The 26448-nt window shown below is 42.6% G+C and carries 26 protein-coding genes and 1 pseudogene; 16 read left to right on the plus strand and 11 right to left on the minus strand.

Annotated elements, in window-relative coordinates; all coding sequences use genetic code 11:
- Nucleotides 1-182: 182 nt before the first annotated feature.
- From AC2VE5_RS05250 to AC2VE5_RS05280, 7 genes are all read left to right on the plus strand, one after another.
- Nucleotides 183-2429 (plus strand): PP2C family protein-serine/threonine phosphatase, encoded by a 2247-nt coding sequence (locus tag AC2VE5_RS05250; protein ID WP_486886720.1) that lies wholly within the window; start codon nt 183-185, stop codon nt 2427-2429.
- Nucleotides 2430-2520: 91 nt separating this feature from the next.
- Nucleotides 2521-3129, plus strand: coding sequence for a cytochrome b/b6 domain-containing protein (locus AC2VE5_RS05255; RefSeq protein WP_486886721.1), 609 nt, complete (start codon nt 2521-2523; stop codon nt 3127-3129).
- Nucleotides 3130-3135: 6 nt separating this feature from the next.
- Nucleotides 3136-3855 (plus strand): molybdopterin-dependent oxidoreductase, encoded by a 720-nt coding sequence (locus AC2VE5_RS05260; RefSeq protein ID WP_486886722.1) that lies wholly within the window; start codon nt 3136-3138, stop codon nt 3853-3855.
- Nucleotides 3856-3892: 37 nt separating this feature from the next.
- Entirely contained in the window at nt 3893-4126 is a 234-nt protein-coding gene (locus AC2VE5_RS05265; RefSeq protein WP_486886723.1) for a ssr2422 family thylakoid membrane protein, read from the plus strand.
- Nucleotides 4127-4201: 75 nt separating this feature from the next.
- Nucleotides 4202-5308, plus strand: a complete 1107-nt coding sequence (locus AC2VE5_RS05270) for a saccharopine dehydrogenase family protein (RefSeq protein WP_486886724.1) — start codon at nt 4202-4204, stop codon at nt 5306-5308.
- Nucleotides 5309-5393: 85 nt separating this feature from the next.
- Nucleotides 5394-5723 carry a hypothetical protein gene (locus tag AC2VE5_RS05275; RefSeq protein WP_486886725.1) on the plus strand — a complete coding sequence of 110 codons (330 nt, stop codon included), beginning with the start codon at nt 5394-5396 and terminating at the stop codon, nt 5721-5723.
- Nucleotides 5724-5853: 130 nt separating this feature from the next.
- Nucleotides 5854-7206 (plus strand): four-carbon acid sugar kinase family protein, encoded by a 1353-nt coding sequence (locus tag AC2VE5_RS05280; protein ID WP_486886726.1) that lies wholly within the window; start codon nt 5854-5856, stop codon nt 7204-7206.
- A 123-nt stretch (nt 7207-7329) separates the two neighbouring features.
- Here the strand turns inward: AC2VE5_RS05280 and ctpB are convergent, their stop codons facing one another.
- The 6 genes from ctpB to AC2VE5_RS05310 form a co-directional block, all read right to left on the minus strand.
- Nucleotides 7330-8625 carry a carboxyl-terminal processing protease CtpB gene (ctpB, locus tag AC2VE5_RS05285; RefSeq protein WP_486886746.1) on the minus strand — a complete coding sequence of 432 codons (1296 nt, stop codon included), beginning with the start codon at nt 8623-8625 and terminating at the stop codon, nt 7330-7332.
- Nucleotides 8626-8888: 263 nt separating this feature from the next.
- On the minus strand, nt 8889-9020 hold the full coding sequence (locus tag AC2VE5_RS05290) for a hypothetical protein (protein ID WP_486886727.1): 132 nt from the start codon (nt 9018-9020) through the stop codon (nt 8889-8891).
- Nucleotides 9001-9900, minus strand: a complete 900-nt coding sequence (locus AC2VE5_RS05295) for a DMT family transporter (RefSeq protein WP_486886728.1) — start codon at nt 9898-9900, stop codon at nt 9001-9003. The genes AC2VE5_RS05290 and AC2VE5_RS05295 overlap by 20 nt, the downstream gene beginning before the upstream one ends.
- 154 nt (nt 9901-10054) lie before the next feature.
- Entirely contained in the window at nt 10055-11797 is a 1743-nt protein-coding gene (locus tag AC2VE5_RS05300) for an FAD-dependent oxidoreductase (RefSeq protein WP_486886729.1), read from the minus strand.
- On the minus strand, nt 11784-13115 hold the full coding sequence (locus tag AC2VE5_RS05305) for an aminopeptidase P family protein (protein ID WP_486886730.1): 1332 nt from the start codon (nt 13113-13115) through the stop codon (nt 11784-11786). Before AC2VE5_RS05305 ends, AC2VE5_RS05300 begins: the two co-directional genes overlap by 14 nt.
- Nucleotides 13116-13329: 214 nt before the next feature.
- Entirely contained in the window at nt 13330-13944 is a 615-nt protein-coding gene (locus AC2VE5_RS05310) for a TetR/AcrR family transcriptional regulator (protein ID WP_486886731.1), read from the minus strand.
- A 117-nt stretch (nt 13945-14061) separates the two neighbouring features.
- On the opposite strand from AC2VE5_RS05310, the gene AC2VE5_RS05315 reads away from it, so the two are divergent.
- Together AC2VE5_RS05315 and AC2VE5_RS05320 are read left to right on the plus strand one after the other, a co-directional pair.
- On the plus strand, nt 14062-15639 hold the full coding sequence (locus tag AC2VE5_RS05315) for a M16 family metallopeptidase (RefSeq protein WP_486886732.1): 1578 nt from the start codon (nt 14062-14064) through the stop codon (nt 15637-15639).
- Nucleotides 15640-15647: 8 nt separating this feature from the next.
- Nucleotides 15648-17111 carry a M16 family metallopeptidase gene (locus tag AC2VE5_RS05320; RefSeq protein WP_486886733.1) on the plus strand — a complete coding sequence of 488 codons (1464 nt, stop codon included), beginning with the start codon at nt 15648-15650 and terminating at the stop codon, nt 17109-17111.
- Here the strand turns inward: AC2VE5_RS05320 and AC2VE5_RS05325 are convergent.
- The 3 genes from AC2VE5_RS05325 to AC2VE5_RS05335 all read right to left on the minus strand — a co-directional run bounded on the left by AC2VE5_RS05325 (nt 17083) and on the right by AC2VE5_RS05335 (nt 18869).
- The gene (locus tag AC2VE5_RS05325) at nt 17083-17973 is read right to left on the minus strand and encodes an SDR family oxidoreductase (protein WP_486886734.1); all 891 of its coding nucleotides are present in this window, start codon (nt 17971-17973) and stop codon (nt 17083-17085) included. The genes AC2VE5_RS05320 and AC2VE5_RS05325 overlap by 29 nt on opposite strands.
- Nucleotides 17974-18053: 80 nt before the next feature.
- The gene (locus AC2VE5_RS05330) at nt 18054-18581 is read right to left on the minus strand and encodes a DNA-binding protein (protein ID WP_486886735.1); all 528 of its coding nucleotides are present in this window, start codon (nt 18579-18581) and stop codon (nt 18054-18056) included.
- Between the two features lie 30 nt (nt 18582-18611).
- Entirely contained in the window at nt 18612-18869 is a 258-nt protein-coding gene (locus tag AC2VE5_RS05335) for a hypothetical protein (RefSeq protein WP_486886747.1), read from the minus strand.
- 302 nt (nt 18870-19171) lie between these two features.
- On the opposite strand from AC2VE5_RS05335, the gene AC2VE5_RS05340 reads away from it, so the two are divergent.
- Together AC2VE5_RS05340 and AC2VE5_RS05345 are read left to right on the plus strand one after the other, a co-directional pair.
- A complete protein-coding gene (locus AC2VE5_RS05340; RefSeq protein ID WP_486886736.1) occupies nt 19172-19657 on the plus strand; it encodes a YbjN domain-containing protein in 486 nt (161 codons plus the stop codon).
- Nucleotides 19614-20369 carry a lipoate--protein ligase family protein gene (locus tag AC2VE5_RS05345; RefSeq protein ID WP_486886737.1) on the plus strand — a complete coding sequence of 252 codons (756 nt, stop codon included), beginning with the start codon at nt 19614-19616 and terminating at the stop codon, nt 20367-20369. Before AC2VE5_RS05340 ends, AC2VE5_RS05345 begins: the two co-directional genes overlap by 44 nt.
- Here AC2VE5_RS05345 and AC2VE5_RS05350 read toward each other — a convergent pair.
- Nucleotides 20356-21552 carry a site-2 protease family protein gene (locus tag AC2VE5_RS05350; RefSeq protein ID WP_486886738.1) on the minus strand — a complete coding sequence of 399 codons (1197 nt, stop codon included), beginning with the start codon at nt 21550-21552 and terminating at the stop codon, nt 20356-20358. The two genes, AC2VE5_RS05345 and AC2VE5_RS05350, sit on opposite strands and share 14 nt — an antisense overlap.
- A 205-nt stretch (nt 21553-21757) precedes the next feature.
- Nucleotides 21758-22027, minus strand: a complete 270-nt coding sequence (gene psaK, locus AC2VE5_RS05355; protein WP_486886748.1) for a photosystem I reaction center subunit PsaK — start codon at nt 22025-22027, stop codon at nt 21758-21760.
- A gap of 122 nt (nt 22028-22149) precedes the next feature.
- On the opposite strand from psaK, the gene AC2VE5_RS05360 reads away from it, so the two are divergent.
- From AC2VE5_RS05360 to AC2VE5_RS05380, 5 genes and pseudogenes are all read left to right on the plus strand, one after another.
- A complete protein-coding gene (locus AC2VE5_RS05360) occupies nt 22150-22788 on the plus strand; it encodes a phosphoribosylanthranilate isomerase (protein WP_486886739.1) in 639 nt (212 codons plus the stop codon).
- A gap of 143 nt (nt 22789-22931) precedes the next feature.
- Entirely contained in the window at nt 22932-25469 is a 2538-nt protein-coding gene (gene nirB / locus AC2VE5_RS05365) for a nitrite reductase large subunit NirB (RefSeq protein WP_486886740.1), read from the plus strand.
- Nucleotides 25470-25501: 32 nt separating this feature from the next.
- Nucleotides 25502-25849, plus strand: coding sequence for a nitrite reductase small subunit NirD (gene nirD / locus AC2VE5_RS05370; protein ID WP_486886741.1), 348 nt, complete (start codon nt 25502-25504; stop codon nt 25847-25849).
- 45 nt (nt 25850-25894) lie between these two features.
- A pseudogene (locus AC2VE5_RS05375) lies at nt 25895-26311 on the plus strand (Uma2 family endonuclease); the annotation flags it as partial.
- Nucleotides 26312-26327: 16 nt separating this feature from the next.
- On the plus strand, nt 26328-26448 hold a 121-nt coding region (locus tag AC2VE5_RS05380; RefSeq protein WP_486886749.1), incomplete at its 3' end, for an IS1/IS1595 family N-terminal zinc-binding domain-containing protein.

A 26448-nucleotide genomic window follows, 5' to 3' on the forward strand; every position in this document is an offset into this window, starting at 1 on the left:
AGACAAAGTAACAGCTAAAACTGTTGCCAAAAAGCAAAAACTAAAGATTTTGAGGCAAGTCTAGCTCTCGCTACCGCATCCAGGTAGCAAATATAATAAATGTAAATTAGGCAAAGAAAACTGGAGCAATAAAAAGCGATTTTTAACTTAATGTTTTGTTTTTTCCGATCGATGCGAAACCTATGCAAGATGATGTGGCAGCAACAATCCAATGTTCCAACGAAGCCTGCAATGCAACTAATAATGACACCGACAAATATTGTCAGCAATGCGGTATGCCCATAAATAAACGATACTTGTGGGCGGTGGGTGAAGGAATCTCTACCCTTGAAGTTGGCGACATTGTACAATCGCGCTATTTGCTTTTGGGCGATCGCATTTTTTTGGATACCAAACCAGGGATTGAACCAACTCCTCGCTCTACAGAAATTCCTTACGAAATTAAGCCTTATCTAAGACTTGTCCCCTATCGCCTGCAAATACCTCAAGTTTATGCTTGGCTGCCAAGCCAAGAACTAGACACAGCAAAAATTTTGCTTTTAGAAAACGCGGCTATTTATAGTGGCGCGCAAATGGAAGGGCAGCTAATGCCGCAATTAACCGCGCTCTGGGAAGATGCTACTTCTTTGCGCCAATTGCACTGGCTGTGGCAAATTGCCGGATTATGGCAACCCCTCAGCGCGGAAGGTGTGGCTTCGAGCCTACTTGACAACCAATTAATTCGAGTAGAACAATCTATCGTTCGCCTCTTGCAACTCCAACTCGATGTTGCTGGCGTACCGCCCAAACTTTCCCAACTAGGAGAATTGTGGCATTCGCTGTTACCCGCAGCCAAACCAGCAATTAGCGAGTATTTAGACCAAGTTTGTTACGGGTTGATCACGGGAGAAATCAGCCACCCAGACGACCTAGTTGCCTGTTTAGAAAAAGCTCTAACTGAGTGCGGAAAGTTCCTCTCTTACACCATCACTACCAGCACCCTCTCCGATCGAGGTCCCAGTCGCCAGCGAAATGAAGATGCCTGCTACCCTCCTAGCGGTAGCACAAAAACCACAACAAACTCCGCTAATATTATCTCTACGTTAACAATTGTCTGCGACGGCATCGGCGGACACGAAGGTGGAAACGTTGCTTCAAACCTAGCCATTGAAACCATCACCGAGCAAGTAGAGCAACTACAATTGGCAGATATGAGCAACCTCAATAACCCGCTTGTGGGCGCTCTAGAACACGCAACTCACGCCGCCAACGATCGCATTAGCGATCGCAACGATAGAGAGCATCGTCAAGGTCGTCAACGCATGGGGACAACATTGGTGATGGCAATAGCTCATCAGCAGCAAATGTATATCACTCATGTCGGCGATAGCCGCGCTTACCTCATTACCCGCACTGGTTGCCATCAAGTAACTCTAGATGATGATGTAGCAGCAAGGGAAGTGCGACTAGGCTATTCTCTTTACAGTACAGCGCTACTTCAACCCGCCTCTGGTTCGTTAATTCAAGCTTTGGGCATGAATTTAGCCTTACACCCCACAGTAAATCGATTCATATTAGATGAAGATTGCGTATTTCTTTTGTGTTCTGATGGTTTGAGCGATTATGATCGCGTAGAGCAACACTGGGAAGCAGAAATTTTACCTCTGTTTGAAGGTAAAAGTAAAGTTCCTGATGCTGCCGCCCGACTAATTGAAATTGCCAACACTCATAACGGTCACGATAATGTTACTGTCAGCGTTATGCAATACCAAGGCAATTTTGTAGAGTCGCAATCGCCGCTCAATCTGTCTTTAGCACTGTTAGAATCAAATCCCCCTCCTGAAGAAATTGTTGTTGAAAGCCAATTACTGGAAAACCCAGAGCCGATAATAGAACCACCTGCTACTGTTGCCACAGAATTTGTCGCCTCTGTACCCAAAAAATCCTCACCAGTTTCAGCAATACTTTTAGGGCTAATTTTATTGGTCGGGTTGGCTGGATTGGTTTATTTGTTTAAAAAACCCTTTGATAGGTTAGTTAACCCGGAAGTTAGCTCCAACCCCGTAATTACTTCGACTCCTAGAATTGAGCCTACAGAGACTTCGCCAGAAATAGCAGCTAAATCGGTATTTCGCATCAAAACCTCTCCAGGGGTAACAGTAAGTCAAGTTAATAAATTATCACTGCGTCAACAGCCAGAAATAAATGCAAGTAAAAGTATAGTAGGAGCGATTTCTCCTGGTGATGTCGTACAGGTAGTTGCACAAACTAACTTAGCTCGGCAAAAATGGCTATTGTTAAAAGTCTGCAACAGTACCACGCAAGTAGCGGCTTTGAGTGGGTGGATACCAGAAATTGAACTTGTATCCGCGATCGAACAAGCTCCAATTACTACGTGTTTTGCTGCTACTCAGTCCACACCCGCTAATCAGCCTAGTGTAAATAGGTAGCGATTGTTCAGTGTTTACTTAACCAATAATTAGAAACATGGCGATCGCGCTTTTGAGACAATATTAAAATATTCTCGCCTAACTAAAATCTATGGATTCATCTCTATCTGCTGATAAATCTCCCTTTCCTCGCCCCATACATCAAGCTTTATTTGCCAAAATATTTCATTGGGTAAACTTAATTAGCTTAGTTTTGATGATGACAAGCGGATTGCAAATTTATAATGCTAATCCAGTATTTGGCGGGCGCGGTGGCTTGCAAATTCCGCCGATATTTGCCCTTGGTGGTTGGCTGGCGGGAGGTAGACATTGGCATTTTGCCGCTATGTGGTTGTTTGCCCTGAATCTATTATTCTACGGAATTTATATTGCTGTCACTCGGCGCTGGAAGCACAGATTTGTAAGCGGCAAAGATATTAAGGCTATGCAAGTAAGTCATAATCAAAAAAGAAAAAACTACGCTTGGCATCGCTTGGCATACACAGCAATTATTCCGATTTTGTTACTTGCTGTATTTAGTGGTGTGGGGATGTATAAGCCTGCTCAGTTTTACTGGATTGTTGACTGTTTTGGCGATTGGCAAGCCTTACGAATTGTGCATTTTGTTACTGTACCGATAGTAATTATTTTTGCTATAGTTCACTCGCTGCTAGGGCTTAAAGTTGGCGGTTCGCGTTTACAAGAATCAATGTTTTGGTAGTATTTTATGGAACCGATGCAACGCGATCGCGTATTATTACGTCGCCGTTTTTTACAGTTATCAGGTTTTTCTAGTCTTAGCTTATTGTTGAGTGGGTGTGGAATTAGATTATTTGAGGAAGTTGTCGGACAAGCTTTTAAACCTCTAAATCAAAGATTAGAAGAATTATTATTAAATCCACAAAAACCCGTACCAGAATTTAGCAGTAGTGCAATTGAGCCGGATGCTTTGATTGTTAATAGTTTTGATTTTACGCCTAAAATCGATCCAGTAAAGTTTAGGTTATTAGTTGAAGGCGATATTAATAATCCTCTAAGCTTGAGCATGGCAGATATTCAACAAATGCCCCATACATCAATGACAATTCGTCATGTCTGCGTTGAAGGATGGGCGGCAATTGTTCAATGGGGAGGGTTACAATTGCGAGATATTGTTGCGCTTGCCAAACCAAAACAAAACGTCCGCTACGTCTATTTTGAATCAGCAGATGGTTATTATGAAAGCTGGGATATAGCTTCGGCTTTGCATCCTCAAACCTTGATGGCATACGAGAAAAATGGTCAGCTTTTACCAATAGTTAATGGTGCGCCTTTGCGTTTAGCCTCGCCAATTAAACTTGGATACAAACAAAGTAAATGGGTTACACGTATTCTTTTACTAGAGAACTTTTTGCCAATTAAAGGTTATTGGGAAGACCAAGGTTATGAATGGTTTGCCGGACTTTAATAATTGATAAAAAATGTATTTATTGGGTTTAATAAAAATGCAGATTGAAAATGATTTTCAACAACAAGTATTAAATAGATTTGACAAGCTAGATAGAGAAATTCAATCTTTAGAAATAAAGCAGTTAGAGAGTAACACGAGAATAGATGCCTACCAAAAAGCTTCTAATCAAGTAGTGAATTTAGCTTTTGCTTTAATTTCTGCTGCTACAGTAACAGTTATCGTTTCCGCAGTATTACAAAGAGCAGAGACTTCGCACCTATTTTTATAAATTTCATACCTACTATGGACGACATCAGCAACTAAAAACTGTTGCATTAAAGTAGGTTGTTATCAATTCTCAACAATGACAGACCAAGTTTTAATTATTGGCGGTCGGGGACGGATTGGCAGCAGTGTGGCTCAAGACATTGCTACCCATACGCGCTCGCTTATTACAATTACGAGTCGCAACCCAACGGCTGGGGAGGCTGTCAGCGCCCAACTTGGCGATCGAGTTCAATTTTTGGCTATGGACTTGGCAGATACAACTAAGCTAAAAAATGCGATCTCATCCTCTAATCTTGTCATCCATTGTGCGGGACCTTTTCACTATCGCGATACTCAGGTGCTGCAACTATGTATTGAGCAAGGAGTGAACTATCTAGATGTCAGCGATCACCCTTCTTTTACTCGTAAGGCTTTGGCTTACCGCGCTCAAGCTGAAGCTGCTGGAGTAACGGCAATTGTTAATACAGGAATTTTCCCCGGTATTTCTAACAGCATGGTGCGCCAGTGTGTAGAACAGTTAGATACCCCCGAACGCATCCACCTAAGTTACCTAGTGTCGGGTTCGGGGGGTGCGGGAGTAACGGTAATGCGGACTACGTTTTTGGGCTTACAACACCCCTTTGAGGCTTTGATAGATGGGAAATGGCAAGAAATAAAGCCTTATAGCGATCGCGAAATTGTTGAGTTTCCCCCTCCTTATGGTAAAGCGGGGGTTTACTGGTTTGATATGCCGGAAGCTTTTACCTTACCTGAAACTTTCCCCGTCAAAACTGTAATTACTAAGTTTGGCTCGGTTCCCGATTTTTACAATCACCTCACTTGGATTGCCGCCCACTGGTTTCCCAAGAAATTGATGAGACAACGCAGTGCCGTAGAATTTTTAGCTCGTGTCAGCCACTTGATGACCGATGTAACCAATCCTTTTAGCGGTATTGGGGTGGCAGTGCGATCGCAGGTTACAGGGCGCAAGGAAGGGCAAAATGTGGGGTATTGCGCGACATTGGTACATGATAATGCAGCGATCGCCTCTGGTTGTGGTACGGGGAGTATTGCTCAGTTGTTATTAGCAGGAAAGCTGATTAAGCCTGGGGTGTGGGCGGTAGAGCAAGCTTTACCAACGGATTTATTTGAGCAAACTTTAGCTAGTCGTGGCTTGAGTATTCAGCAAGAAAGGTTGCCATAAAGCTATCAATATATCCTGCGACAGAAGGCACGGGTTAAGCGGTAAAAGTAGGATGCGTCTGGTAATGATAAATAGAGATCGTTTTATGCAAGGCTTACTAAAATCATTGGCTCAAAAAGTTGTTATTTTGGGGTTGATGTTCTTAATTGTGTTTTCGAGTGTAGCTCCAAGTTACGCCATAACTGCGTCTAGAGACAAATTGACAAGCCAAGACAAAATCGATCGCGCTTATCAATTTAGAGAAGGTGCGGGGATTTTGGAAGAAGAAAAGCAAGAATCTTCTAGTGCTAGTCAAGTTTTTAAGCCAGAAGATAAAGCAAATCTCAAAAGTGTCAAAAAGTCTCAAGCTACAGATTCAGAAAAAAGCTTGGTGGAGCAAGGCAAAGACTTACTAGAAAAAGTAACAGGTAAGTAGAAATAGCTATTTTCCCAAGAGACGTTTTTGAGAACGTCTCTGCGGTCATTACATATTAAAACCTACCAACCGTCTTGTAGTACGGGCAAGATGCCTGTACTAATGAATGTATGGAGTAGGAATATTTAATATGAAACCGAAGATTATTGTGCTTGATGACGATCCTACAGGTTCGCAGACAGTCCACAGTTGCTTGCTATTAACGGTTTGGGATATAGATACGCTGCGTTTAGGACTGGCTGACGAGTCGTCGATATTCTTTGTTTTAACAAATACTCGCAGTCTTCCCCCAGAGCAAGCAGCCGCAGTAACTAGAGAAGTTTGCCAAAATCTCAAAAGTGCGATCGCCTCAGTAAACTTGCAAGATTATTTAATTGTCAGTCGCTCTGATTCTACTTTGCGCGGACATTACCCGATTGAAACCGATGTAATTGCCGAAGAATTGGGTGGCTTTGACGCTCATTTCCTGGTCCCAGCTTTCTTTGAAGGCGGGCGAGTAACTATTGATAGCGTGCATTATTTAATTGTAGATGGCGTACCTATACCCGTACATGAAACGGAATTTGCCCGCGATTCAGTGTTTGGTTACAGTTACAGCTACTTACCCGATTATGTTGCCGAAAAAACTCACGGGCGTATTCCCGCCAATACCGTAGAAAGATTTTTGCTTGTAGGTATTCGCACAGGTTTTGATATTACCGGGAAGCGTTCTACTTTAGAAAGCTTGATGAAACTTACAGATAACAAATGTGTAGTTGTAGATGGCGAAGTTCAAGAAGATCTAAATATCTTTGCGAAAGAAGTTCTCGCCGCCGCAAGTAATGGAAAACGGTTTTTGTTTCGTAGCGCTGCTAGTATTTTAACGGCTTTAGCAGATTTGCCTCCCCAAAGCGTACCCGCCGAAGAAATGTCTCAGTACGTGCGAGATGGTAAACCAGGCGCATTTATAGTCGGCTCTCACGTCAAAAAAACTACCGAACAGTTGCAAGCATTACTTAAAGAAACTGGGATAGTCGGTATTGAAATAGATGTTGCTCAATTGCTTGATAATTCTGTAGAGCGATCGCATTCCTTGCTTACTCAAACTTTAGCAAAAGTCCAAACCGTACACGCTGAGAATAAAACTCCTGTGATTTATACAAGTCGCCAAGAATTAGCTTTTGCCGACGTGCAGACGCGATTGCAGTTTGGCGCAGATGTTTCAGCTTTGCTCATGGATATTGTGCGCGGTTTACCTAGCGATATTGGTTTTTTGGTCAGTAAAGGCGGTATTACTTCTAACGATGTCTTGAGTACGGGTTTAGCTCTAACTTCAGCGCGGTTGTTAGGTCAGATTTTAGCTGGTTGCTCGATGGTAGTTACTCCTAAAAGTCATCCTCAGTTTCCCAATCTACCTGTAGTGTTATTTCCGGGAAATGTAGGCGATACCGACGCATTGGTGACAATCTACCATCGGTTAACAAGCATGAAAAAATTATCTTAGACTGCCTAGGGTCAAAGTTCCAGGCTAATAATTAAAGTCGGCTTTAGCCGACTTATAAATTCTTGATGTATGGGTTTAATAGTAAGACAAAGAGGCAAGGATAATTTCTTACCTCCTGTCCAATTACTTGCGTGGCGACTGAGCTACAGAATTATTAGATAGGATGGCGATCGCTCTTGTATATTGAGGATCATTTTTAGTTCCGACTAATGTGGGGTTAGAACCCAATGTTTGGGATTGGGCTTCTGTGAGGTCAATTTTGATATTTGGGGTAATTCCCTTGTGGCTGATATCTGTACCCTTGGGAGTATAGTAGTGAGCAATAGTTACAGCTATACCCGATCCATCAGAAAGCGAATGTACCGATTGAACTAACGCTTTACCAAAAGTCTGGCTACCAACAACAATTGCTCGATTGTTGTCTTGCAACGCTCCAGCCAAAATTTCACTAGCACTTGCAGAATTGCCATCTACTAATACTGCTAGAGGCAACTTAGTTAAGGCTGTGCGATTTGCTGCTGATTGTTCGCTACCACCTACGCGATCTACAGTACGGACAATTGCCCCACTATCTAACCACATCCGCGCAATTTCGATACTCGAATTTAACAAGCCGCCCGGATTACCTCGCAAATCTAAGACGTAAGCATCAACTTGTTTGCTGTCCAAGTCTTTAATTGCTCGTTGCATTTGCTCGGCAGCATGAGAGCTAAATTCTCTTAAACTGATGTAGCCTACCTTCCGTTTTCCTTCTTGCTTGAGAGTGTAACGCACGGTTGGTACTTCAATCGTGGCGCGGGTTAGCTTGAGATCGAAAGCTTGTCGTCCAGAGCGTCCAATTTTTAGGGTAATGAGACTTCCAGCTTTACCACGAATTAGACTAGAGGCTTGTTGTACATCTAGCCCTGTGGTAGGTTTGCCGTTAATAGCTAAAATCTCATCTCCAGACTTGATACCTGCTTTCAGCGCTGGGGAAGACTCAATTGCTTCCACGACCGTAAGCTTATTCGTTTTTTCATTTAGTTCCAAGCGAATCCCTACCCCAGAGAGTTCTCCAGAGGTTTGGTCGGTTAGCGCTGCGTACTGTTGGGGATCGAGAAAGCGCGTGTAGGGATCGTTTAGTTTTTCTAGAGCTTGCTTAACTGCCGCATAAGCTTGTTCGCGGGAAGTATAGTTACGGCTTAACAAGTCTTGGCGGACGGCTTGCCAATTAGTTTTGTTAAACGTGCCATCTACATATTCGCTATTGACCAGTTGCCAGACTTCATCCACCAAAATTTTGGGGTTGTTGTCTTGCAAAGAAGTCTGAATCGAACGACTCCAAACAGGAGCATACACAGATAGAGTTGCTGTAGTTGCGATCGCTCCGCTAAACAAAGCGATTTTGAGTGGTGAGAAGCGTCTTGATGGTTGGTGCATTGAAATTGGCGCTTTTTTTGGAGGAAAGGATGTGGAAAGCCGATTCACCCAGGCATTAATTACCACGATTTAATTGTGGTGGTAGTTGTATCGAATATACACCCGACTAGCGGTTTTGTGGGAAAAGAAGTGTTGAAGCTCTATTTTAACAATTAATTATTACTACCATAATCGAACTCTTTGAATTTGGTAGGGACAATCTTCAGCCAGTTTTGTTAGTGTCCTCATTAAATACAGTATAAAAACTTACAATTCCTGAAATTTTAATGTTTATCTACTTTTAGCCAAGCAAAGATTTGGGCGGCGGTAAGCTCTAAATTAGTTTCTGGAGTTGAGAGAACTTGGACTTTGCCTCTACAAATATTTGGCTCACCATTAATTAGCTCCTTTAGCAATAGATAGTAATCCCCAGAAAACTAGCAAGCTACCAATGCCAAACCAAAGCGAAGGAAATTCTTGCAAAGCAACCGATGCAAACAAAACCGCAAATACTGGCTCTAATAGCAATATTGCCGTTGTCACTATTACTGGTAAGCGCTGTGCTGCTACGGTGTAACACAACAATGGCAAAGCAGTAGCTAAGACTCCCAAACCTACTAATACGAGGATAACCTGTTGATCAATTCTGATTCCAATAGATGGCGTGGGAGAAAAAAGTGTATACAAAAGAGAGAGCAAACCTCCAAGTAAACAGGTAACAAAAACAACATTAAATGCTTTGGGCGCAATGCCCTGTTTAGTAAGTGTATTGAACCAAAGGGTATAAAGTGCAACCATAGCAGCAGCACCTAACGCTAGAAGATAGCCTATGATAGTTTGCCAGGAAATAACTTTGCCTGTAGATAGCTGAGGGAGCAAGATAACACAGACTCCCGCAGTAGCAACTAGCATTCCAATACTCTCACTTTGTTTAATCCGCAAACGCCTAAAATACTTGTATGCAATAACAAACAAGGGTGAGGTTGTTATCAGCAATGTAACTTCCCCTATAGGAGCCATTTGAAATGCTGTTGTCCCCAAAACAGAACCCCCAATAGCAGGCAAACTTAACCACCAAATTATGGGGGTGCGGAGGGTACGAGTAAGTTCATATCGAACGCTTGATGCTAAAAAAACTATGGGAATCATTACAGCAGTTGCAAATATAAAGCGACCTGCCAGAACTGCAAAAGGCGACCATCCTGGTAGCCATCGGACAAATACGCCCACCGTACCCCAGGTAGCCGTTGCGCATAACGCCGCTATCAAGCCTTGTTTGTCAAGTTTGGGTGTCATTCAGCTTTGATGACCAATTTTTTAAGCCTTCAAGAGATTGCGTCGCTAATCATTTCATCAATTAGAAGTTGCTGTCAAAAAACAGTCTGTAAAAGCTTTTCTTACCGATACTATGCTTGTAATTACTTTAACTTGCGATCGCACGCTAAATTAATTACGCAATTTCTTCAACTAACAACCATTTTCCTGAGTAGTTGAGAGTTCCCAAAACTTTGAGAGGTTGATTATCGGTATAAATTTGTAATTGCTCGTGGATGTGTGATCGCAATGTCACTAATTGCCATGTAGGCAATGATTCGGTCAAGGTAAGCGTATAATTTTGGTCACTATGACGGTTAAAGATGCCTTCAAAGACGCGAGAATTAGGTGCTAATGGTGGCGAGGCATTTTGAGTACAAGGGCAGTTGCCACTAACGGGATAAGCTTCAAGATGCTCTAAATAATAGCTCTGCCAGTACAACCAATCGGGATGATTTGGAGGCAAATTAAATAAGGGAATGATAGAAGTTTTAGCTTGCAATAAGGCGTTTTGCAGCTTGCTTACAGGTAAGTCTCGCGGTTGACAGCCTAACTTTACACACAGCGCCGCCGCCATTCCCGCAGCTTGCCCAATATTCATTACTACGGGTTGCAACCTAGTTGCACCATTGGCAATGTGAGAAACAGAGATATTTTTTTCACACACCAATAAACCATCGGTTTGTACTGGTACAAGGCAACTATAAGGAATAGTAAAGGGTGTACCCGTCGGGCGACCTCCCCAACGGATAGATTTAGGCTGGAGGGGATAGTTGTCGCCGGGGTAATGATGATCGTTGGCGTAATTGCCTATAGCAATACTATCCGGCTGCAATTGGGCAACATTTCCGCCAGGAACAGGTAAAATATCTTGCTCTGTAACGGTAGCTATTCCTACTAGGCGGCGGCTTTCGCGGTAGTAAGGATGTATTGCATAAGCACCGCCGCCCAGGGATGAAGAAGACGGAAAGATATTCGTTGCAAGCCCGTATTTGCGCCCGAATTGAGTTTGAATAAAATGGGCAAATCCTTGAGTATGCCAGAAGCTTTGTTGCAAAAATTGTTGCTTTGATGTTTCTGATTCAACCAGACGTTCTCCCCCCTCAGCATAATCATTACCGTGCTGCGGCCAGTTAATCATAAATAGATTTTCTGGCAACCGTCCGTAGTTCAAAAATTCTATTTGCCCGTAGTTTGCCCAAGCATCAGTAAACTTTGTGGGGTTGTAATTTGGGGGTGCGGGAATTTGTGGCGCGATCGCACTATCCAATTCTTGCATAATTACTACCCAAGTAGGCGCTTGAATTGGGTAAGTTTTAGTCAATTCATTTTCTGCAACTGGCGCACTAATTTCGCCCCACTGAGCTTGAAATTCCCAACCCCAACGATAGGGAATTTCAGCTAGTGCAAGCAAGTCTCCAAGTTCTGTCGCATCTAAGGTAATCTTGGCTTTAACTGTAAAATTGGCAAATCTTACCCCAGTAATTGCATTACCATCCTTCACAACTTCTAAAGGTACGCTTCCCGCAATCCAACATAAATTTGGTAATTCTTTTACCCAGTCTGCAAATATTTCTGCACCCAAGCGGGGATTGTAGCTAAAGAAACTTACCCAACTATTATTTAATCCGCCTACTTGTCTGTGCTGCAATTGCTGTAAAAATTCACCCCAAAGCCCGGTTTGAAAAGCTTGTAATTCGTTGCCATCAGGGGCAGCTACACCTGCCGAAGTTAGCATTCCACCCAGCCACTCAAATTCGCTGACAAGGATAGTTTTAGCACCCGCCCTCGCAGCTTGAATTGCTGCTGCTGTACCGCCCGTACCGCCGCCGACAACTAAGACATCGCAAGATATTAATTCATTATTAGACAAATTCATTGATATTTGTAGGCAATTGCGCCGTCAAAACTTTGCTACCAGTGGCTGTAACTAATACATCGTCTTCAATCCGAATCCCGCGCACGTCAGCAAACTTATCTAACTGTTGCCAATTTACAACGTCTTTATACTTTGTCCGAGTCTCGGAATTATTTAAAATTGCTGGTACTTGATAAAAACCAGGCTCAATTGTAACTACCATATTGGGACGTAGAGGACGATTTAAGCGTAAATAGCATAACCCAAAGCGATCACTCCTATTTCTTCCGGCTTCGTAACCCGCAATATCTCCCAAATCTTCCATATCGTGGACATCCAAACCCAACAAATGCCCCACACCATGGGGAAAAAACAGCGCGTGAGCGTCCATTGCAACTAAATCCTCTTGTTTTCCCCGCAAAATGCCCAAATCTACCAATCCTTGAGCAATTACCGAAGCTGCCAGCAAATGAATTTCTTGATACTCCACCCCAGGGCAAAGAGCCGCAATACAAGCATCGTGCGCCGCCAATACTATATCGTAAATATCTTTTTGAGTGGGAGAGAATTTACCCGACACCGCCCAAGTGCGCGTTACATCTGCCGCCCAGCCGTTGGCTGTTTCTGCCCCAACATCTGCTAATAACAAGTCTCCTGGGGATAATTCATTGTTATATTGATTATTGTGGAGAACTTCGCCGCGTACCGTAACGATACTAGAATAAGCACAAGTAATATTATTGGCTAATATTACTTGCTCCATAGCCGCGCGGACTTCTGACTCATTTTTGGCGCTTTTAGTTGCTTCTATTCCTGCAAGGTGAGCTTTTACAGTTACTTGCGCCGCTTGTCTCATTTCTGTTAAAGCCGCATCATCGTGAGCAAGACGCAACTGTGCGATCGCCTGAGCTAACTTTAAATCAATACCTTCTAAACTAGCCTTACGTTGCAACCATTTATCTTGTTGTTGTCTAGTAACAATATCCTGCACAGGAATTGTGGCAGTTTTATAGGTACTCAGCCTTAACTTTGCAAACGTGTAAGCGAAATCAGCGCCAATAGTTTCCGCAATTTCCTCACGGTTTGGCGTTTCCCCATGCCATAGAGTATTACTACTAGGCGGATCGTCCATAAATAATTCTAAACTGCCATTTTCTAGCCTAATTGCCGCATTTTCTAGATTTAGCCCCGCAAAATAGAGAAAATGGCTGCTGGCGCGAAAAGGAAAAGTGTTAGCAGCAAAATTGCGCCCCATACTTTTACCCGACCACAGAATAATCGGAAAATCGATGAGTCTAGCTAATTTTTGTCGGCGATCGCGTAAAGTATCTTTCAACATAATTACGGCTACTACAACACTTACTAACTAAACTAGGTCTTACCAGAATTTAGCGGTTTACAGATTTAGTTGGCATCACCCGCAAAGAGGTATATTGCTCAGGAACTTCCGTACCTAAAGATAAGACACTTTTGCAGGGGGTTTGGGGGAGCAACTCGTCCCCCAATGGGGGGTTTGGGGGGCAGACCCCCCATATCCGGTTTTTCTTAGTTATTTAACTTTTCACCAACACACCATTGAGAAAAATCTCCGCCAAACCCTCCGCCATCTCCTTCATAACTTGAGGCGACGCATCCGGCTCCATCAGCGTATTGTGACTAAATCCAGCCACCACAAACATTCCTAAAAACACCTGCGCCACCAATTTCGGATTCATCGGGCGATAGATACCTTTATCCATAGCCGATTGAAAAAAACCTTCAGCAACATGGGTCATTTTGTCAATTACTTCTAACTGAATGCGATCACGCAAATCCGGGTGAAATTGGGCTTCCATAAAGCAAACTCGCATTAAATCGGCATTTTTTCTAAAATCCCATATTCTGCGCCGCATAACCTGCGCTACCGCCTTGTAGCTGCCCATTTCGCTTAGTTCCGTCAGCAAATCGGTCAGAATATCTATCCATCCTTGAGTAGCTACTTCAATTAAAATTGCTTTTTTGTTGTCAAAATGGCGAAATAGAGTACCTTCGGCAACCCCCGCCGCCTCTGCCAACTCGCGGGTAGTAGTGCCATCAAAGCCACGAGCAGCAAACAACTTTATTGCAGCTTTCTTGATGCGATCGCGCGAAGAATCTTCTGATTGAGAAGGACGGTTGAAAACTTGCATATAATTGTATGTTTAGATTACCGCAATGCTTCTGTAGCATTATTGTCTAATATTGCGCTCAGGCAGTCGCAAACTTTAACGGATTTTATTGTTACATCGTACTGCAAACTTTTACTTATGAGTCAGCCGATTAGTCGTTCTCGTCCGTTATCTATGCCGTACAAATGGTATCGGCTTTTAATTGCCTTGCTCGTAGTCACGATGCTAGGCTGCGGGTTATTTCCAGGGACAGCATTTGCCCTTACCGAAACTCCACCCAAAGTTAATAAGTCCATTACACCGTACTTCGATCGCGTTGCCGATAAATTAACCGAGTTTCGCCTAGATAATGGCATGAAATTTTTGGTTTTAGAGCGCCACCAAGCGCCAGTAGTCTCTTTTCTGACTTACGCCGATGTAGGCGGAGCAAATGAGCCGACGGGTAAAACTGGTGTAGCTCACTTTCTCGAACACTTGGCGTTTAAAGGTACGCAGCGCATTGGTACTAAAAACTATACCGCCGAAAAACCCCTGCTCAACCGCTTAGATACTTTATCCGAGCAAATCGAAGTCCGAAAAGCTAAAGGCGAAGAAGTTGCAGCACTGCAAACAGAGTTTAAAAAAGTAGAAGCCGAAGCCCTCAAATTAGTTAAAAAAAATGAATTAGGGCAAATTGTCCAGCAATCTGGGGGTGTAGGCTTAAATGCTACTACTTCTGTCGAAGCTACGCGTTATTTTTATAGCTTTCCCGCCAATAAGTTAGAGCTTTGGATGTCGCTAGAATCAGAACGATTTTTAGAGCCAGTATTTCGGGAGTTTTACAAAGAAAAAGATGTAATTCTAGAAGAGCGGCGCTTGCGGGTAGATAATTCCCCCATTGGTAAAATGATTGAGGCGTTATTGGACAAAGCCTACACCCTCCATCCCTACAAGCGTCCAACCATTGGCTACGAGCAAGATATCCGCAATCTAACGCGCCAAGATGTCCAACAATTTTTTGATACCTACTACGTTCCGAGTAATATTACGATCGCTCTTGTCGGAGATGTCAACCCAAAACAGGTAAAACAACTAGCTCAAACTTATTTTGGACGCTTTAAAGCCAAACCTTCACCACCTAAGCTAAAAGCTGTAGAACCCAAACAAACAGAAGTTAGAGAAGTTGAATTAAAGCTACCTTCCCAGCCTTGGTATTTGGAAGCTTACCACCGCCCAGCGATTACCCACCCAGATAATGTAATTTATGGACTAATTGGCAGTTTGCTAAGTGATGGACGCACTTCAAGGCTGTATAAGTCTTTGGTAGAAAAGCAGCAATTAGCCCTAAATGCTCAAGGATTTAGCGGTTTTCCTGGGGATAAATACCCAAATTTGCTGCTGTTTTATGCTCTAACTGCGCCTAATCGAACTGTTGAGCAAGTGGCGACAGGGTTAAGAGCAGAAATTGACAGGTTAAAAACCGAGCCAGTGTCAGCAACAGAGTTAGAGCGGGTGAAAACTCAAGCACGAGCGGGATTATTGCGGAGTCTTGATTCTAATTCTGGCATGGCTCAGTTATTGCTCGAATATGAAGTAAAAACTGGCTCCTGGCGCAATCTGTTTAAGGAATTGGAGCGTTTGAGCGCGGTAACGGCGGCGGATGTGCAGAGAGTCGCAGTAGCTACTTTTAAGCCAGAAAATCGCACAATTGGGCGTTTGTTGCCAAAAGAAAGTTAAAGGAAACTATGAAATTATCTATTAAGTGGACAGTAGCATTCGTCTCGATGCTGCTAGTTGTATTGCTGGGTTTGCCTAGTATGGCAGCCACAGCACAGCATTATGACCAATTGAAGTTTGCACCCTTACCAGAAATAAAGTTGCCTAAGTACGAGCGATTTGTACTGGATAATGGCATGATCGTGTACTTGTTAGAAGATCGAGAATTGCCTTTGGTAGGCGGTACGGCGCTAATTCGGACAGGCGATCGCTTTGAAAACGCGGATAAGGTGGGTTTAGCGGGGCTTACAGGTACAGTAATGCGTACTGGTGGTACTACAAAGCATTCCCCGGATGAACTCAACCAGCTACTCGAACAACGGGCGGCTAGTGTAGAAACGGGAATTAGTACGACTTCCGGTAGTGCTAGTTTTAATGCTTTAAGTGAAGATTTACCAACCGTGTTTGAGTTATTTAGCGAGGTATTGAGAACTCCGGTTTTTGACCAGCAACAGCTAGAATTAGCCAAAACTCAGGTACGCGGAGGAATTGCCAGGCGTAATGACGATCCTCAAGGTATAGCAGAGCGAGAGTTTCAAAAGTTGCTTTATGGCGATGCGAGTCCCTACGCCCGCACGGTAGAATATGCAACTATCGATAATATTTCCCGCGAGGATTTAGTAGGGTTTTATCAAAAGTATTTTCACCCCAACAATATAATTTTGGGAATTGTAGGCGATTTTAACTCCGCTCAAATGCGATCGCTTATTCAAAAAAACTTAGGCGATTGGAAAGCTAACCCCAAGCTAGTCAAGCCCACTTTACCAGCAGTTTCCCAAGCGAAAACGGGCGGTGTTTTTGTTGTCAATCAGCCCCAACTTACCCAAAGTTACGTGCAAATCGGTCACTTAGGCGGAAAGCTAGATAGTCCAGATTATGCGGCGTTAGATGTGTTGAGCGGGGTGTTAAATGGGTTTGGCGGACGATTGTTTAATTCCGTGCGATCGCGTCAAGGACTTGCTTACACTGTTTACGGTAGCTGGAATCCTAACTACGATTACCCTGGAACTTTTTTGGCTGGCGGACAAACTCGCTCTGATGCTACCGTGCCTTTTATTAAAGCAATTGGCGCAGAAATTGAGAGATTGAAAGCTAAACCCGTCACCCCGGCAGAGCTTGCCTTTGCCAAAGATTCAACTTTAAATTCTTTTGTATTTAATTTTGAAGATCCTAGTCAAACTTTGTCTCGACTGATGCGTTACGAATATTACGGCTATCCGGAGGATTTTATTTTTCGCTACGAAAAGGGTGTAAAAGCAACTACGGCGGCGGATGTACAGAGAGTAGCTAAAACCTATCTCAAGCCCGAAAATCTGGTCACTTTGGTTGTAGGCAATACTACCGCAATCCAACCGCCATTAAATCAACTTGCAACTCAAGTAACTCCGATAGATATTACTATCCCTAGCGCAAAACCTGTAGTGATGAAATAGGTTCTACCCAACAATCTCGATAATCTTCTACAAACTGTCGCATACTGATCGGCGCTCTTTGGAGAATATCTTGGGTGTTGGTTGTCAATTTACCTGCAAGCCCCAACTTTGCCGTCGTGTAGATACCAATCATGACGGCAATAAATTGAATATCTAAACCTCGTTTGTACATACTGAGGGCAAATTTAATAATTGAAGGATTTTTGTACAATATTGGTCTGCCAAGTACCTCTGTAAATATTTCTGCTACTTGGTAGTAGTCTAAAGCTTCGCTACCTGTAAGACTGTAAGCTTGGTTTTGATGACCAACTTCTGTTAAGGCTTTAACCGCAACTGCGGCAATATCTCGCACATCAATAAAACTTGTTTTCCCTTTTCCTGCGGGTAAAAATATCTCATTACGCTCTTGAATATCTTGGCGATGCGTTGTGCTTAAGTTTTGCATAAAGAAACTAGCGCGCAGAAAAGTGTAAGGTATACCAACCGATTGAATATACTTTTCTACTTTGGCGTGGGGTACGATAGAGTTGCTTTCGGCTCCAAGTATAGATAAAAAAACAATTTGTTCGACACCGGATGCGATCGCACTATCAATAGCTGGATAGAGATAGGTTTTTACTTGAGAAATAGCAGGCGGACGGATCAAAAAGACTTTTTTAACGCCTTGAAAAGCTTGAGCAAAGGTTTGTGGTTGTGTGAGATCAAACTCAACATACTCAATAGTTGAGTCTGGCGACCAGTTGCTACTGTGTTGGAGATTTCGTTGAGCAACTCTAAAATGATACTCTCCTGCCCTCAGTTGGCGCACGATTTCCGCTCCGACGTTGCCTGTAGCACCTGTAACTAGAATTGGATTGCTCATAGCTGCGGTTCGTAGTGCGTTACCTCGATTGTGGCATAGTCATAATGGGTAAATTGTAGAAAGTGCGATCGCTTCTTAATCTAAAAAAACAAACACTTAATATTTTCCTGGAAACCTGGCTCAATTTTTTGATAACTTTTAGCAATGTTAAAGTTCATAGTGGTTTTAGCAACCTCTAGTAACGAGTCATCAATTGAGTACATTTTGACTTCACGCAACCAAATCAAAATTTCTGCTAAGTGCCAAATAGAAGGCGTACCTTCATAGACAGGAATCGGAGAAATCTGTTCGCTGTTGAAAATCAGATTTCTCATATTTTGTCGAGTGCATCCAAGAATTTTAGCTGCATCTGTCAAACCAACAAAATCCGGTGCTGCTTCAATCAAAGTAGCGGATGGAATAACGGTTTTCACATCAGTAATCGCACTAGCAATAGCTTCATAGGCTGAGGATGCCTCACGGATGAAGTTTAGTAAAATATATCCTTTCAAGCCAACTCCAATTAAGGCATCGTCACAGCCACCTGCATATAGTCTCTCAACATAATCGTCAGGATCGGTCTGAGGCTCTTGGAGATTAAACTTTAATGTGAAATCATAATCTTTCATTGTTTATTTTTCTCCCTCACAAGGATCTTCTCAATTTTTGTGGATCGTACAGTTATCAACTATCCGACGAATCTGTTTTGCATGATTCCCTGAGCTTTGTGGCGTACTCCAAATACTAGATATACAAAAATTCCCACATCTACACTCTTTGTCGTTATATGGACAGTAGATTTTACCCCAAGCATGAGATCCGCCAAGCTCAACGCGCCATCCATTTTGTTCGGCATACTTTAAATCAGCCTCAATTTCTGGCTTTAAGTGAGTTCTTCTTGGCGTATAAACCTTTATATATTTATAGGTTAAAACTTAAGCAATTAGTTGTCACTTGACAACTAATTGCTTATTAGTTTCATGAATTTACAGACAATCAGCTTCGTAGGTTTTGTAGCGCAATAGAGAGGCAACTTCTTTACTGACTTTAATTATTAAAATAGTTAGGATCTAAATCATAGGATTGGGGATGTAAGACAGGTGGTAATGCTTGCAATCCCTGCTTAAATCCTGAATCCCGCGCGCTTCAGCCATGGGAGTGGCTCAAAGACGATAGAGTAGGTCTAAGCAATTAAAAATAAGATATTTTAGGAGTTATTATGACAAACGCAGAAACAGCTACAACTCAATCTATACCCAGCGAACAATTGGTTGACGAATTGCTCGAAGAAACGCCATCTAGTCATGTAGACGTAATTCAAACCGTAATTGCCAGCCTCGAACAAGACGATAGCGCAATGGTGAGCAATACAGGTACAGCCTATTTATGGAAATTTAAGTACGGTAGCGTAGAAGTATTTGTACAACTGACGGGATTAACAGATGAAGACACGCTGACAGTTTGGGCTAAGGTATTGAATTTGCCTACCAAAGATGATGCGGGGTTGATGCGGAAGCTGTTAGAAATGAATTGGGCTAATACCTTTGAAGCTTGTTTTGGCATTTTTAACGAGCAAGTTGTCGCCCTATCGACACGTACTTTAGCAGAATTGTCACCAGGTGAGATTTCTCGCATCATCACAATCGTCGCCACGATCGCCGATGACAATGATGAAGCCTTGCAAGCGGAATTTGGCGTTGCCTAAACCTCTTTGGCGGCTAATACCGCTACTCGCAGCATCGGGGCGGGTGCAAATGGCAATTGACAGGTGGTTATTAGAGCAACATCTGTTAGGTTTGCATCCGCCAACTTTGCGTTTTTATACTTGGTCGCCTGTAGCAATTTCCTTGGGTTATCATCAATCTAGTTTTCCTACCCATTGGCAGCAAATTACCTGGAATGGCAAGCTTATAGACTTGGTACGTCGTCCTACGGGTGGAAGGGCGGTACTGCATCAAGGAGACTTAACTTATGCGGCGATCGCATCAGGATTCAAAGGTAGTCGAATGCAGGTGTATCAGCAAGTTTGCGAGTTTTTGATTAGAGGGTGGCAAACTTTAGGCGTAGAGTTGCACTACGGCAATGCTGGGCGGGGATACATTCACAACCCCAACTGTTTTGGTACGGCTACTGGGGCAGATTTGGTGCTACCAGATGGTAATAAGTTAATTGGTAGCGCTCAGTTGAAGCGCGGGAATGCAGTATTGCAACATGGTTCGATGCGTCTCGCGCCAGATAAGGAGTTATTTGCAAAAGTGTTTGGTGAAGAAGTTTTCCAGCCCATAAATTTACCTCTAATTGAACCAGTCGCTGTAATAGAAGCTTTGACTGCTGCTGCTAGAAATCGCTTTAACATTCAATTAGAGGTACAGCCTTTGTCTTCCGTAGAATGGGAAGCAATATCTAGCCTTTTGTAGATTTAGCGATCGCACCCAATTGTAATGTTGGGGGAAAACTACCATCATCTTTAACCCGCTTGATATCGGCTTCAGAAAATGGTTTATTGAGCTTTGCACCCACCGCCCGGACAATATCGCCGCGATCAATTACTCCTGCTACCGCATCGGCGGGAGATAGAACTACAATCCGTGGCAATTGCTGGGTTTCTAACTGATTAATTACTTCGACAAGCGGTGTAGACTCTTTAACCGAGGGAACTTCTGCTAATGGATGCAATATATCTTGCAATGTTTTGTCTTCCCACTCGCCACGCTCTACAGCCCGCAAATCGTCAACCGATACCATGCCTCGGTATCTGCCCTCAGAAGCCGCAAAATAGACCTCTGGAGTGGTGGTTTGGAGTAAATAAGAGTCTGCAAAAGAACGCAAGGTTTGATCGGCATCAATGACCCGAAAATCGCTGCTAATCGCATCACTAGCAACTAACTTCAGCAAAATTTCTTGTAAGGAAGTTACGCTATTGTAGGCGTTGGCATTGCGAATCCCAAACCAACCTAGTAAGGCAATCCACAAGCCAGTAATCAGTTCGCCTGTAAAAAAGTCAATTGCTAAACCCGCCGCGATCGCACTCCAACCCAAAATTAGCCCCGCTCTTGCTGCCCAATGTACAGCTTTAAAGCGATCGCCTGTGGCTTTCCATACCGCAGCTTTCAAAACTTGTCCGCCGTCTAAAGGTAAGCCAGGAATTAAGTTAAATAGGGCAAGAACTATGTTGATTTTGGCTAAGTCTCCAGTCATGGCGCTGACCAAACTACCGCTTGGCAATACTTGACTGAGTAAGCCCAAAATAACGAATAACCCAATACTAACGGCGGGTCCTGCGATCGCAACTTGAAATGCTCCACCAGGAGTTTTTGATTCTTCTTCAATCGCCGCGATTCCACCAAAGAAAAATAAAGTAATTGATTTAACCTTAATTCCTTGTTTTTGCGCCACTAAACTATGACCTAGTTCGTGCAACAATACTGAACCAAACAACATCAGAGCCATTACTAGCCCCGCACTCCAAGAGAGTACACTTCCCCACTGAGTATAAGCAACGCCAAAATTTACTGTAGCGATCGCTAAAATCCCAAACCATAGCGGGTCTAAAAATAAGGGTATTTCAAATAAAGATCCAACTCGCCAACCTGTTTGCATGGCATTAATTCCTAAAAATAAATATTTCCAAGCGACTAATATATATTTAGCTATTGCAGCCTGTAACTCCTAGGATAGACAATTGACTGTCCGCAGCGCGACAGATAACTATTCGCATAATCCGTACTTGCAAGCAATTGCGAGAATGTCTAACCAATAAAGGCGCAGGAATGCGCCTTTACAGTTAGGAATTTTTTAAAGGGACTTACTTCAAGACACCAATATTTGTCAGCCCCAAGACGGTAGCAATACCAAGAATGTGACCGAAGCTCATTGAAGCTAGAAACGTACCAACGCTGGGGTTATTGAACAGCGCAGGGAACGGTAAAGGCATCTTAGGACCAGCTTGAGGATAACGAATAGTTCTACTCGCAATAAATAGGATTACTAAACTAATACCTACAATAATCCCCGTTCCTGTCCAACTCCATCTCACAGTATCAGGAACCGTTGGCTGGACAGCAGCTAGTAACATCAAATTAATCAAGGTGATTCCTCCCGAAAAAAGGATATTAACAACTTAAGGATTATCAAAATAGACTGGCACAGAACTAAAATCTGTTTTAAAAGTTAATTAAAGTTTTAATAACAATTGCAATGCGAGTCAAAATTTGCGGGATTACTAGACCAGACCAAGGAAAAGCGATCGCCTCTTTGGGTGCAAACGCCCTTGGGTTTATTTGTGTACCAGCTTCACCGCGTTATGTTACTTGCAAGCAAATTCAGGCGGTAAGGGAACAGTTACCAGACAATGTAGAGCGGATTGGCGTTTTTGCAAATTCCACTATTGCAGAAATTGAGCAGATATTGGCGGAGGCTAGTTTGACGGGGGTACAGTTACACGGCGATGAATCTCCAGACTTTTGCTCCCAGCTTCGCCAAGTTTTGCCAGATGTAGAAATTATCAAAGCGTTGAGGGTGAAAAACGCTCAAGCGCTAGAACAAGTACATATTTACACAAGCTACGTTGATACGTTGCTGCTTGATGCCTACGATCCTCAGCAACTAGGGGGTACGGGTAAAACTTTAGATTGGCAAACTTTGCAGGAATTTACCCCTAAATGTGCCTGGTTATTAGCTGGAGGATTGACACCAGTGAACATACTTGATGCTTTAAGTCAAGTAAAACCAAATGGAATCGATTTATCTAGCGGAGTTGAACGCAATCCTGGCGATAAAGATTTAAGCAAAGTATCTCAGTTATTTGAGCAATTAAAAGCTGGTTATTTTTCTTAAGACTTAATTAAATGCAGAAATTGAATTAATTGAATTCAATTTCTGCATCAATAACAGATTTTTGTTGTCTTTGATACAAATTAACTGAGGAATTATTCTAAATGTCTTATTAGGATAATAAAACTTTAAGGCAACCAAAATCAATGACAGCAAAAAAGAACCTTGTGGTAGTCGGAAATGGCATGGTAGGGCATAAGTTTCTAGAAGAAATTATTGCCACTGGTGCGATCGCAAATTGGAACATAATTACATTCTGCGAAGAACCCCGCGTAGCCTACGATCGAGTTAATTTAAGCGGCTACTTTTCGGGCAAAACCGCCGCAGATTTAACGTTAGTTACACCAGGCTTATATCAAGAAAACAATATTAATATTCATATAGGCGATCGCGCTATTGAAATCGATCGTCAACAAAAAGTAGTTCATAGTGCCAATGGTTTAGCAATTAATTACGATAAATTAGTATTAGCTACAGGTTCTTATCCTTTTGTACCGCCAATTAAAGGTAAAGAAAGTGCGGGAACGTTTGTTTATCGCACGATTGAAGACTTGGAAGCAATGTCTGCGTATGCCAAAAATTGCCAAACTGGGGTAGTAATTGGCGGTGGATTATTAGGCTTAGAATGTGCTAACGCGCTGAAAAATATGGGCTTAAAAACTCATGTAGTAGAGTTTGCACCGAGATTAATGCCAATGCAAATAGACGACACGGGCGGTAATGTTCTTCGCAACAAGATAGAAGAATTAGGTGTTAGCGTCCATACTAATAAATCGACCACAGAAATTGTCAGCATTGACGGTAAAGTTGCCAAAATGACCTTTGCTGATGGCTCCGAGCTACAGACAGATATGATCGTATTTTCAGCAGGTATTCGCCCCCGCGACGAAATTGCCAAAGAATGCGGCATAAAAGTAGGCGATCGCGGTGGTATTGTAATTAACGAGCATTGTCAAACCTCCGATGCTGATATATATGCGATCGGTGAATGCGCCCTTTATCAAAACCGAATATATGGCTTAGTTGCGCCTGGTTATACAATGGCAAGCGTAGCCGCAAAAGTAATAAGTAATATTCCTGATAGTACGTTTGTAGGCGCTGATATGTCTACAAAGTTGAAACTTTTGGGCGTAGATGTAGCTAGTTTTGGCGATGCTTTTGCTAAGACTGCTGAGGCTAAAGAAATTACAATTACAGATACAATTACTGGAGTTTATAAAAAACTCGTTGTCAATTCTGATGGTAGCCGTTTATTAGGTGGAGTTTTGGTCGGCGATGCTGCAAGTTACGGTACATTGCTGCAATTTGTCCAAAATAGTATTGCTTTACCACCTCACCCAGAAGATTTATTATTACCACCACGAGAAGGTAAAACCACAACAGCAATGGGAGTAGAAAATCTCCCAGATACAGCACAAATTTGCTCTTGTAATAATGTGAGTAAAGGACAAATTTGCACGGCGATTCAAGAAAACAATTTCACCGATATAGGTAGCGTCAAAAAGTGTACTAAAGCAAGTACAGGTTGTGGTGGTTGCGTCCCATTAGTAACAGATTTGCTTAAGTACGAAATGAAAAAAGCCGGGATAGAAGTAAAAAATCATCTCTGCGAACACTTTGCTTATTCCCGTCAAGAAATTTACCACTTAGTCCGCAGTCAAAAAATTATTACTTTCGATGAATTGCTAGAAAAGCACGGACAAGGTAGAGGATGCGAAATTTGTAAGCCTGCGGTAGCTTCGATTCTCGCCTCAACTTGGAATGATTACATTTTGAATCAGCCTCATGTAGGTTTGCAAGATACCAACGACGCATTTTTAGCCAATATTCAAAAAGACGGTACTTATTCGGTAATTCCTAGAGTTCCCGGCGGTGAATTGACTCCAGATAAATTAATTGTCTTAGGAGAAGTAGCTAAAGAATTTGGGCTTTATACCAAAATTACTGGCGGACAAAGAATCGATTTATTAGGAGCGAGAGTCGATCAATTACCTCATATTTGGCGCAAATTAATTGAGGCGGGATTTGAATCAGGACACGCTTACGGTAAGGCATTAAGAACAATCAAATCTTGTGTAGGTAGCACTTGGTGTAGATTTGGAGTACAAGATTCTACAACACTAGCAATCGATTTAGAATTGCGTTATCGTGGATTGCGATCGCCTCACAAGCTAAAATCGGCTGTATCTGGCTGTACGAGGGAATGTGCGGAAGCGCAAAGTAAAGATTTTGGCATCATCGCTACCGAAAAAGGCTGGAATTTGTATGTATGTGGTAACGGCGGAATGAAGCCACAGCACGCAATTCTACTCGCTGAAGATATAGACAGAGAAACATTGATTAAGTATTTAGATCGTTTCTTAATGTTTTATATTCGTACCGCCAATAGATTAGAAAGAACCGCAACTTGGTTTAACAAGCTTGAAGGTGGAATTGACTATCTTAAGCAAGTAGTAATTCATGATTCCTTGGGAATCGCCGCAGAATTAGAACAAGAAATGCAGTATTTAGTAAATACCTACGAATGCGAGTGGAAAGCAACCATTGAAGACCCTGAAAAACTCAAGCGATTCCGCCATTTTGTTAATTCCGATACACCAGATCCAAGCCTAATGTATGTAGAAGAAAGAGAACAAAAACGCCCCGCTTACGAATCGGAGAAACTAACAGCCCCAATCTCGTAGTATTGTTAGGAAAAAATTATAGGAGACATAAAATGGTTCAAGCTTTACCTAAAACTAAATGGGTTGATATTTGTGCAATTGCAGACATTGCCCCAAATACCGGAGTATGTGCATTAGTTGCAGGAGAACAAGTAGCAATTTTTAGAGTAGGAAATACTAATGATGTGTATGCGATTAGTAACTACGATCCATTTAGCAAAGCCTTTGTGCTATCACGAGGGATAATAGGCGATCGCAATGGCATAACTAAAGTAGCATCGCCAATCTATAAGCAAAACTTTAACCTTGCAACCGGACAGTGCTTAAACGATGAAACGGTTAGCATAACTACCTATGCAGCGAGAGTTGTGGAGGATAGAGTACAGATAGCTACAAGCTAACTGCATTATCCTAAAAGATAACAATGCCGGGATAAGTAAAATGCCATGAGTCAGAATACAACCGACAGAGTGCGCTGGACTACTACAGACATTGACCTCCTAGCTAGTAGCGACGATAAGCGCTATGAAATCGTTGATGGAGAATTGTTTGTAACCAGAGCGCCCCATGGGACACATCAAGAAACTTGTGGTAATATTTGCATTGAGCTAGAACCTTGGTTAAGAGTTAAAGGCTTAGGGCAGACTAATATCCATCCTGGCATCATATTTACAGATAACGACAGCGTAATTCCTGATGTAATTTGGATTACTAATGAACGATTAGCAATTTTGCTAAATGAGGATGGACATTTAACAGGCGCACCAGAATTAGTTGCAGAAGTATTATCCCCCGGTGCAGAACAAGAGCGCCGAGACAGAGAAGCTAAACTCAAACTCTGGCGTTGCATAAAAAAGGGATGGAATGAATAAGGGAGAAATGGAATGTCAACATTGCACCTCAACTTATGTGACCAAGAATGGTCATCGTCGCGGGAAACAGAACTATCATTGTCAATCTTGTAGTCGTCAGTTTGTTGACGCCTACTCAGTCAGGGGCT

This window comes from Aliterella sp. E5.1, assembly GCF_057473825.1.

Excerpts from the sequence above, each read along its gene's own strand:
- AC2VE5_RS05250 (WP_486886720.1), top strand. The coding sequence starts at position 183 with ATGCAAGATGATGTGGCAGCAACAATCCAATGTTCCAACGAAGCCTGC.
- AC2VE5_RS05255 (WP_486886721.1), top strand. The coding sequence starts at position 2,521 with ATGGATTCATCTCTATCTGCTGATAAATCTCCCTTTCCTCGCCCCATA.
- AC2VE5_RS05260 (WP_486886722.1), top strand. The coding sequence starts at position 3,136 with ATGGAACCGATGCAACGCGATCGCGTATTATTACGTCGCCGTTTTTTA.
- AC2VE5_RS05265 (WP_486886723.1), top strand. The coding sequence starts at position 3,893 with ATGCAGATTGAAAATGATTTTCAACAACAAGTATTAAATAGATTTGAC.
- AC2VE5_RS05270 (WP_486886724.1), top strand. The coding sequence starts at position 4,202 with ATGACAGACCAAGTTTTAATTATTGGCGGTCGGGGACGGATTGGCAGC.
- AC2VE5_RS05275 (WP_486886725.1), top strand. The coding sequence starts at position 5,394 with ATGCAAGGCTTACTAAAATCATTGGCTCAAAAAGTTGTTATTTTGGGG.
- AC2VE5_RS05280 (WP_486886726.1), top strand. The coding sequence starts at position 5,854 with ATGAAACCGAAGATTATTGTGCTTGATGACGATCCTACAGGTTCGCAG.
- ctpB (WP_486886746.1), bottom strand. The coding sequence starts at position 8,625 with ATGCACCAACCATCAAGACGCTTCTCACCACTCAAAATCGCTTTGTTT.
- AC2VE5_RS05295 (WP_486886728.1), bottom strand. The coding sequence starts at position 9,900 with ATGACACCCAAACTTGACAAACAAGGCTTGATAGCGGCGTTATGCGCA.
- AC2VE5_RS05300 (WP_486886729.1), bottom strand. The coding sequence starts at position 11,797 with ATGAATTTGTCTAATAATGAATTAATATCTTGCGATGTCTTAGTTGTC.
- AC2VE5_RS05305 (WP_486886730.1), bottom strand. The coding sequence starts at position 13,115 with ATGTTGAAAGATACTTTACGCGATCGCCGACAAAAATTAGCTAGACTC.
- AC2VE5_RS05310 (WP_486886731.1), bottom strand. The coding sequence starts at position 13,944 with ATGCAAGTTTTCAACCGTCCTTCTCAATCAGAAGATTCTTCGCGCGAT.
- AC2VE5_RS05315 (WP_486886732.1), top strand. The coding sequence starts at position 14,062 with ATGAGTCAGCCGATTAGTCGTTCTCGTCCGTTATCTATGCCGTACAAA.
- AC2VE5_RS05320 (WP_486886733.1), top strand. The coding sequence starts at position 15,648 with ATGAAATTATCTATTAAGTGGACAGTAGCATTCGTCTCGATGCTGCTA.
- AC2VE5_RS05325 (WP_486886734.1), bottom strand. The coding sequence starts at position 17,973 with ATGAGCAATCCAATTCTAGTTACAGGTGCTACAGGCAACGTCGGAGCG.
- AC2VE5_RS05330 (WP_486886735.1), bottom strand. The coding sequence starts at position 18,581 with ATGAAAGATTATGATTTCACATTAAAGTTTAATCTCCAAGAGCCTCAG.
- AC2VE5_RS05340 (WP_486886736.1), top strand. The coding sequence starts at position 19,172 with ATGACAAACGCAGAAACAGCTACAACTCAATCTATACCCAGCGAACAA.
- AC2VE5_RS05345 (WP_486886737.1), top strand. The coding sequence starts at position 19,614 with ATGACAATGATGAAGCCTTGCAAGCGGAATTTGGCGTTGCCTAAACCT.
- AC2VE5_RS05350 (WP_486886738.1), bottom strand. The coding sequence starts at position 21,552 with ATGCAAACAGGTTGGCGAGTTGGATCTTTATTTGAAATACCCTTATTT.
- psaK (WP_486886748.1), bottom strand. The coding sequence starts at position 22,027 with ATGTTACTAGCTGCTGTCCAGCCAACGGTTCCTGATACTGTGAGATGG.
- AC2VE5_RS05360 (WP_486886739.1), top strand. The coding sequence starts at position 22,150 with ATGCGAGTCAAAATTTGCGGGATTACTAGACCAGACCAAGGAAAAGCG.
- nirB (WP_486886740.1), top strand. The coding sequence starts at position 22,932 with ATGACAGCAAAAAAGAACCTTGTGGTAGTCGGAAATGGCATGGTAGGG.
- nirD (WP_486886741.1), top strand. The coding sequence starts at position 25,502 with ATGGTTCAAGCTTTACCTAAAACTAAATGGGTTGATATTTGTGCAATT.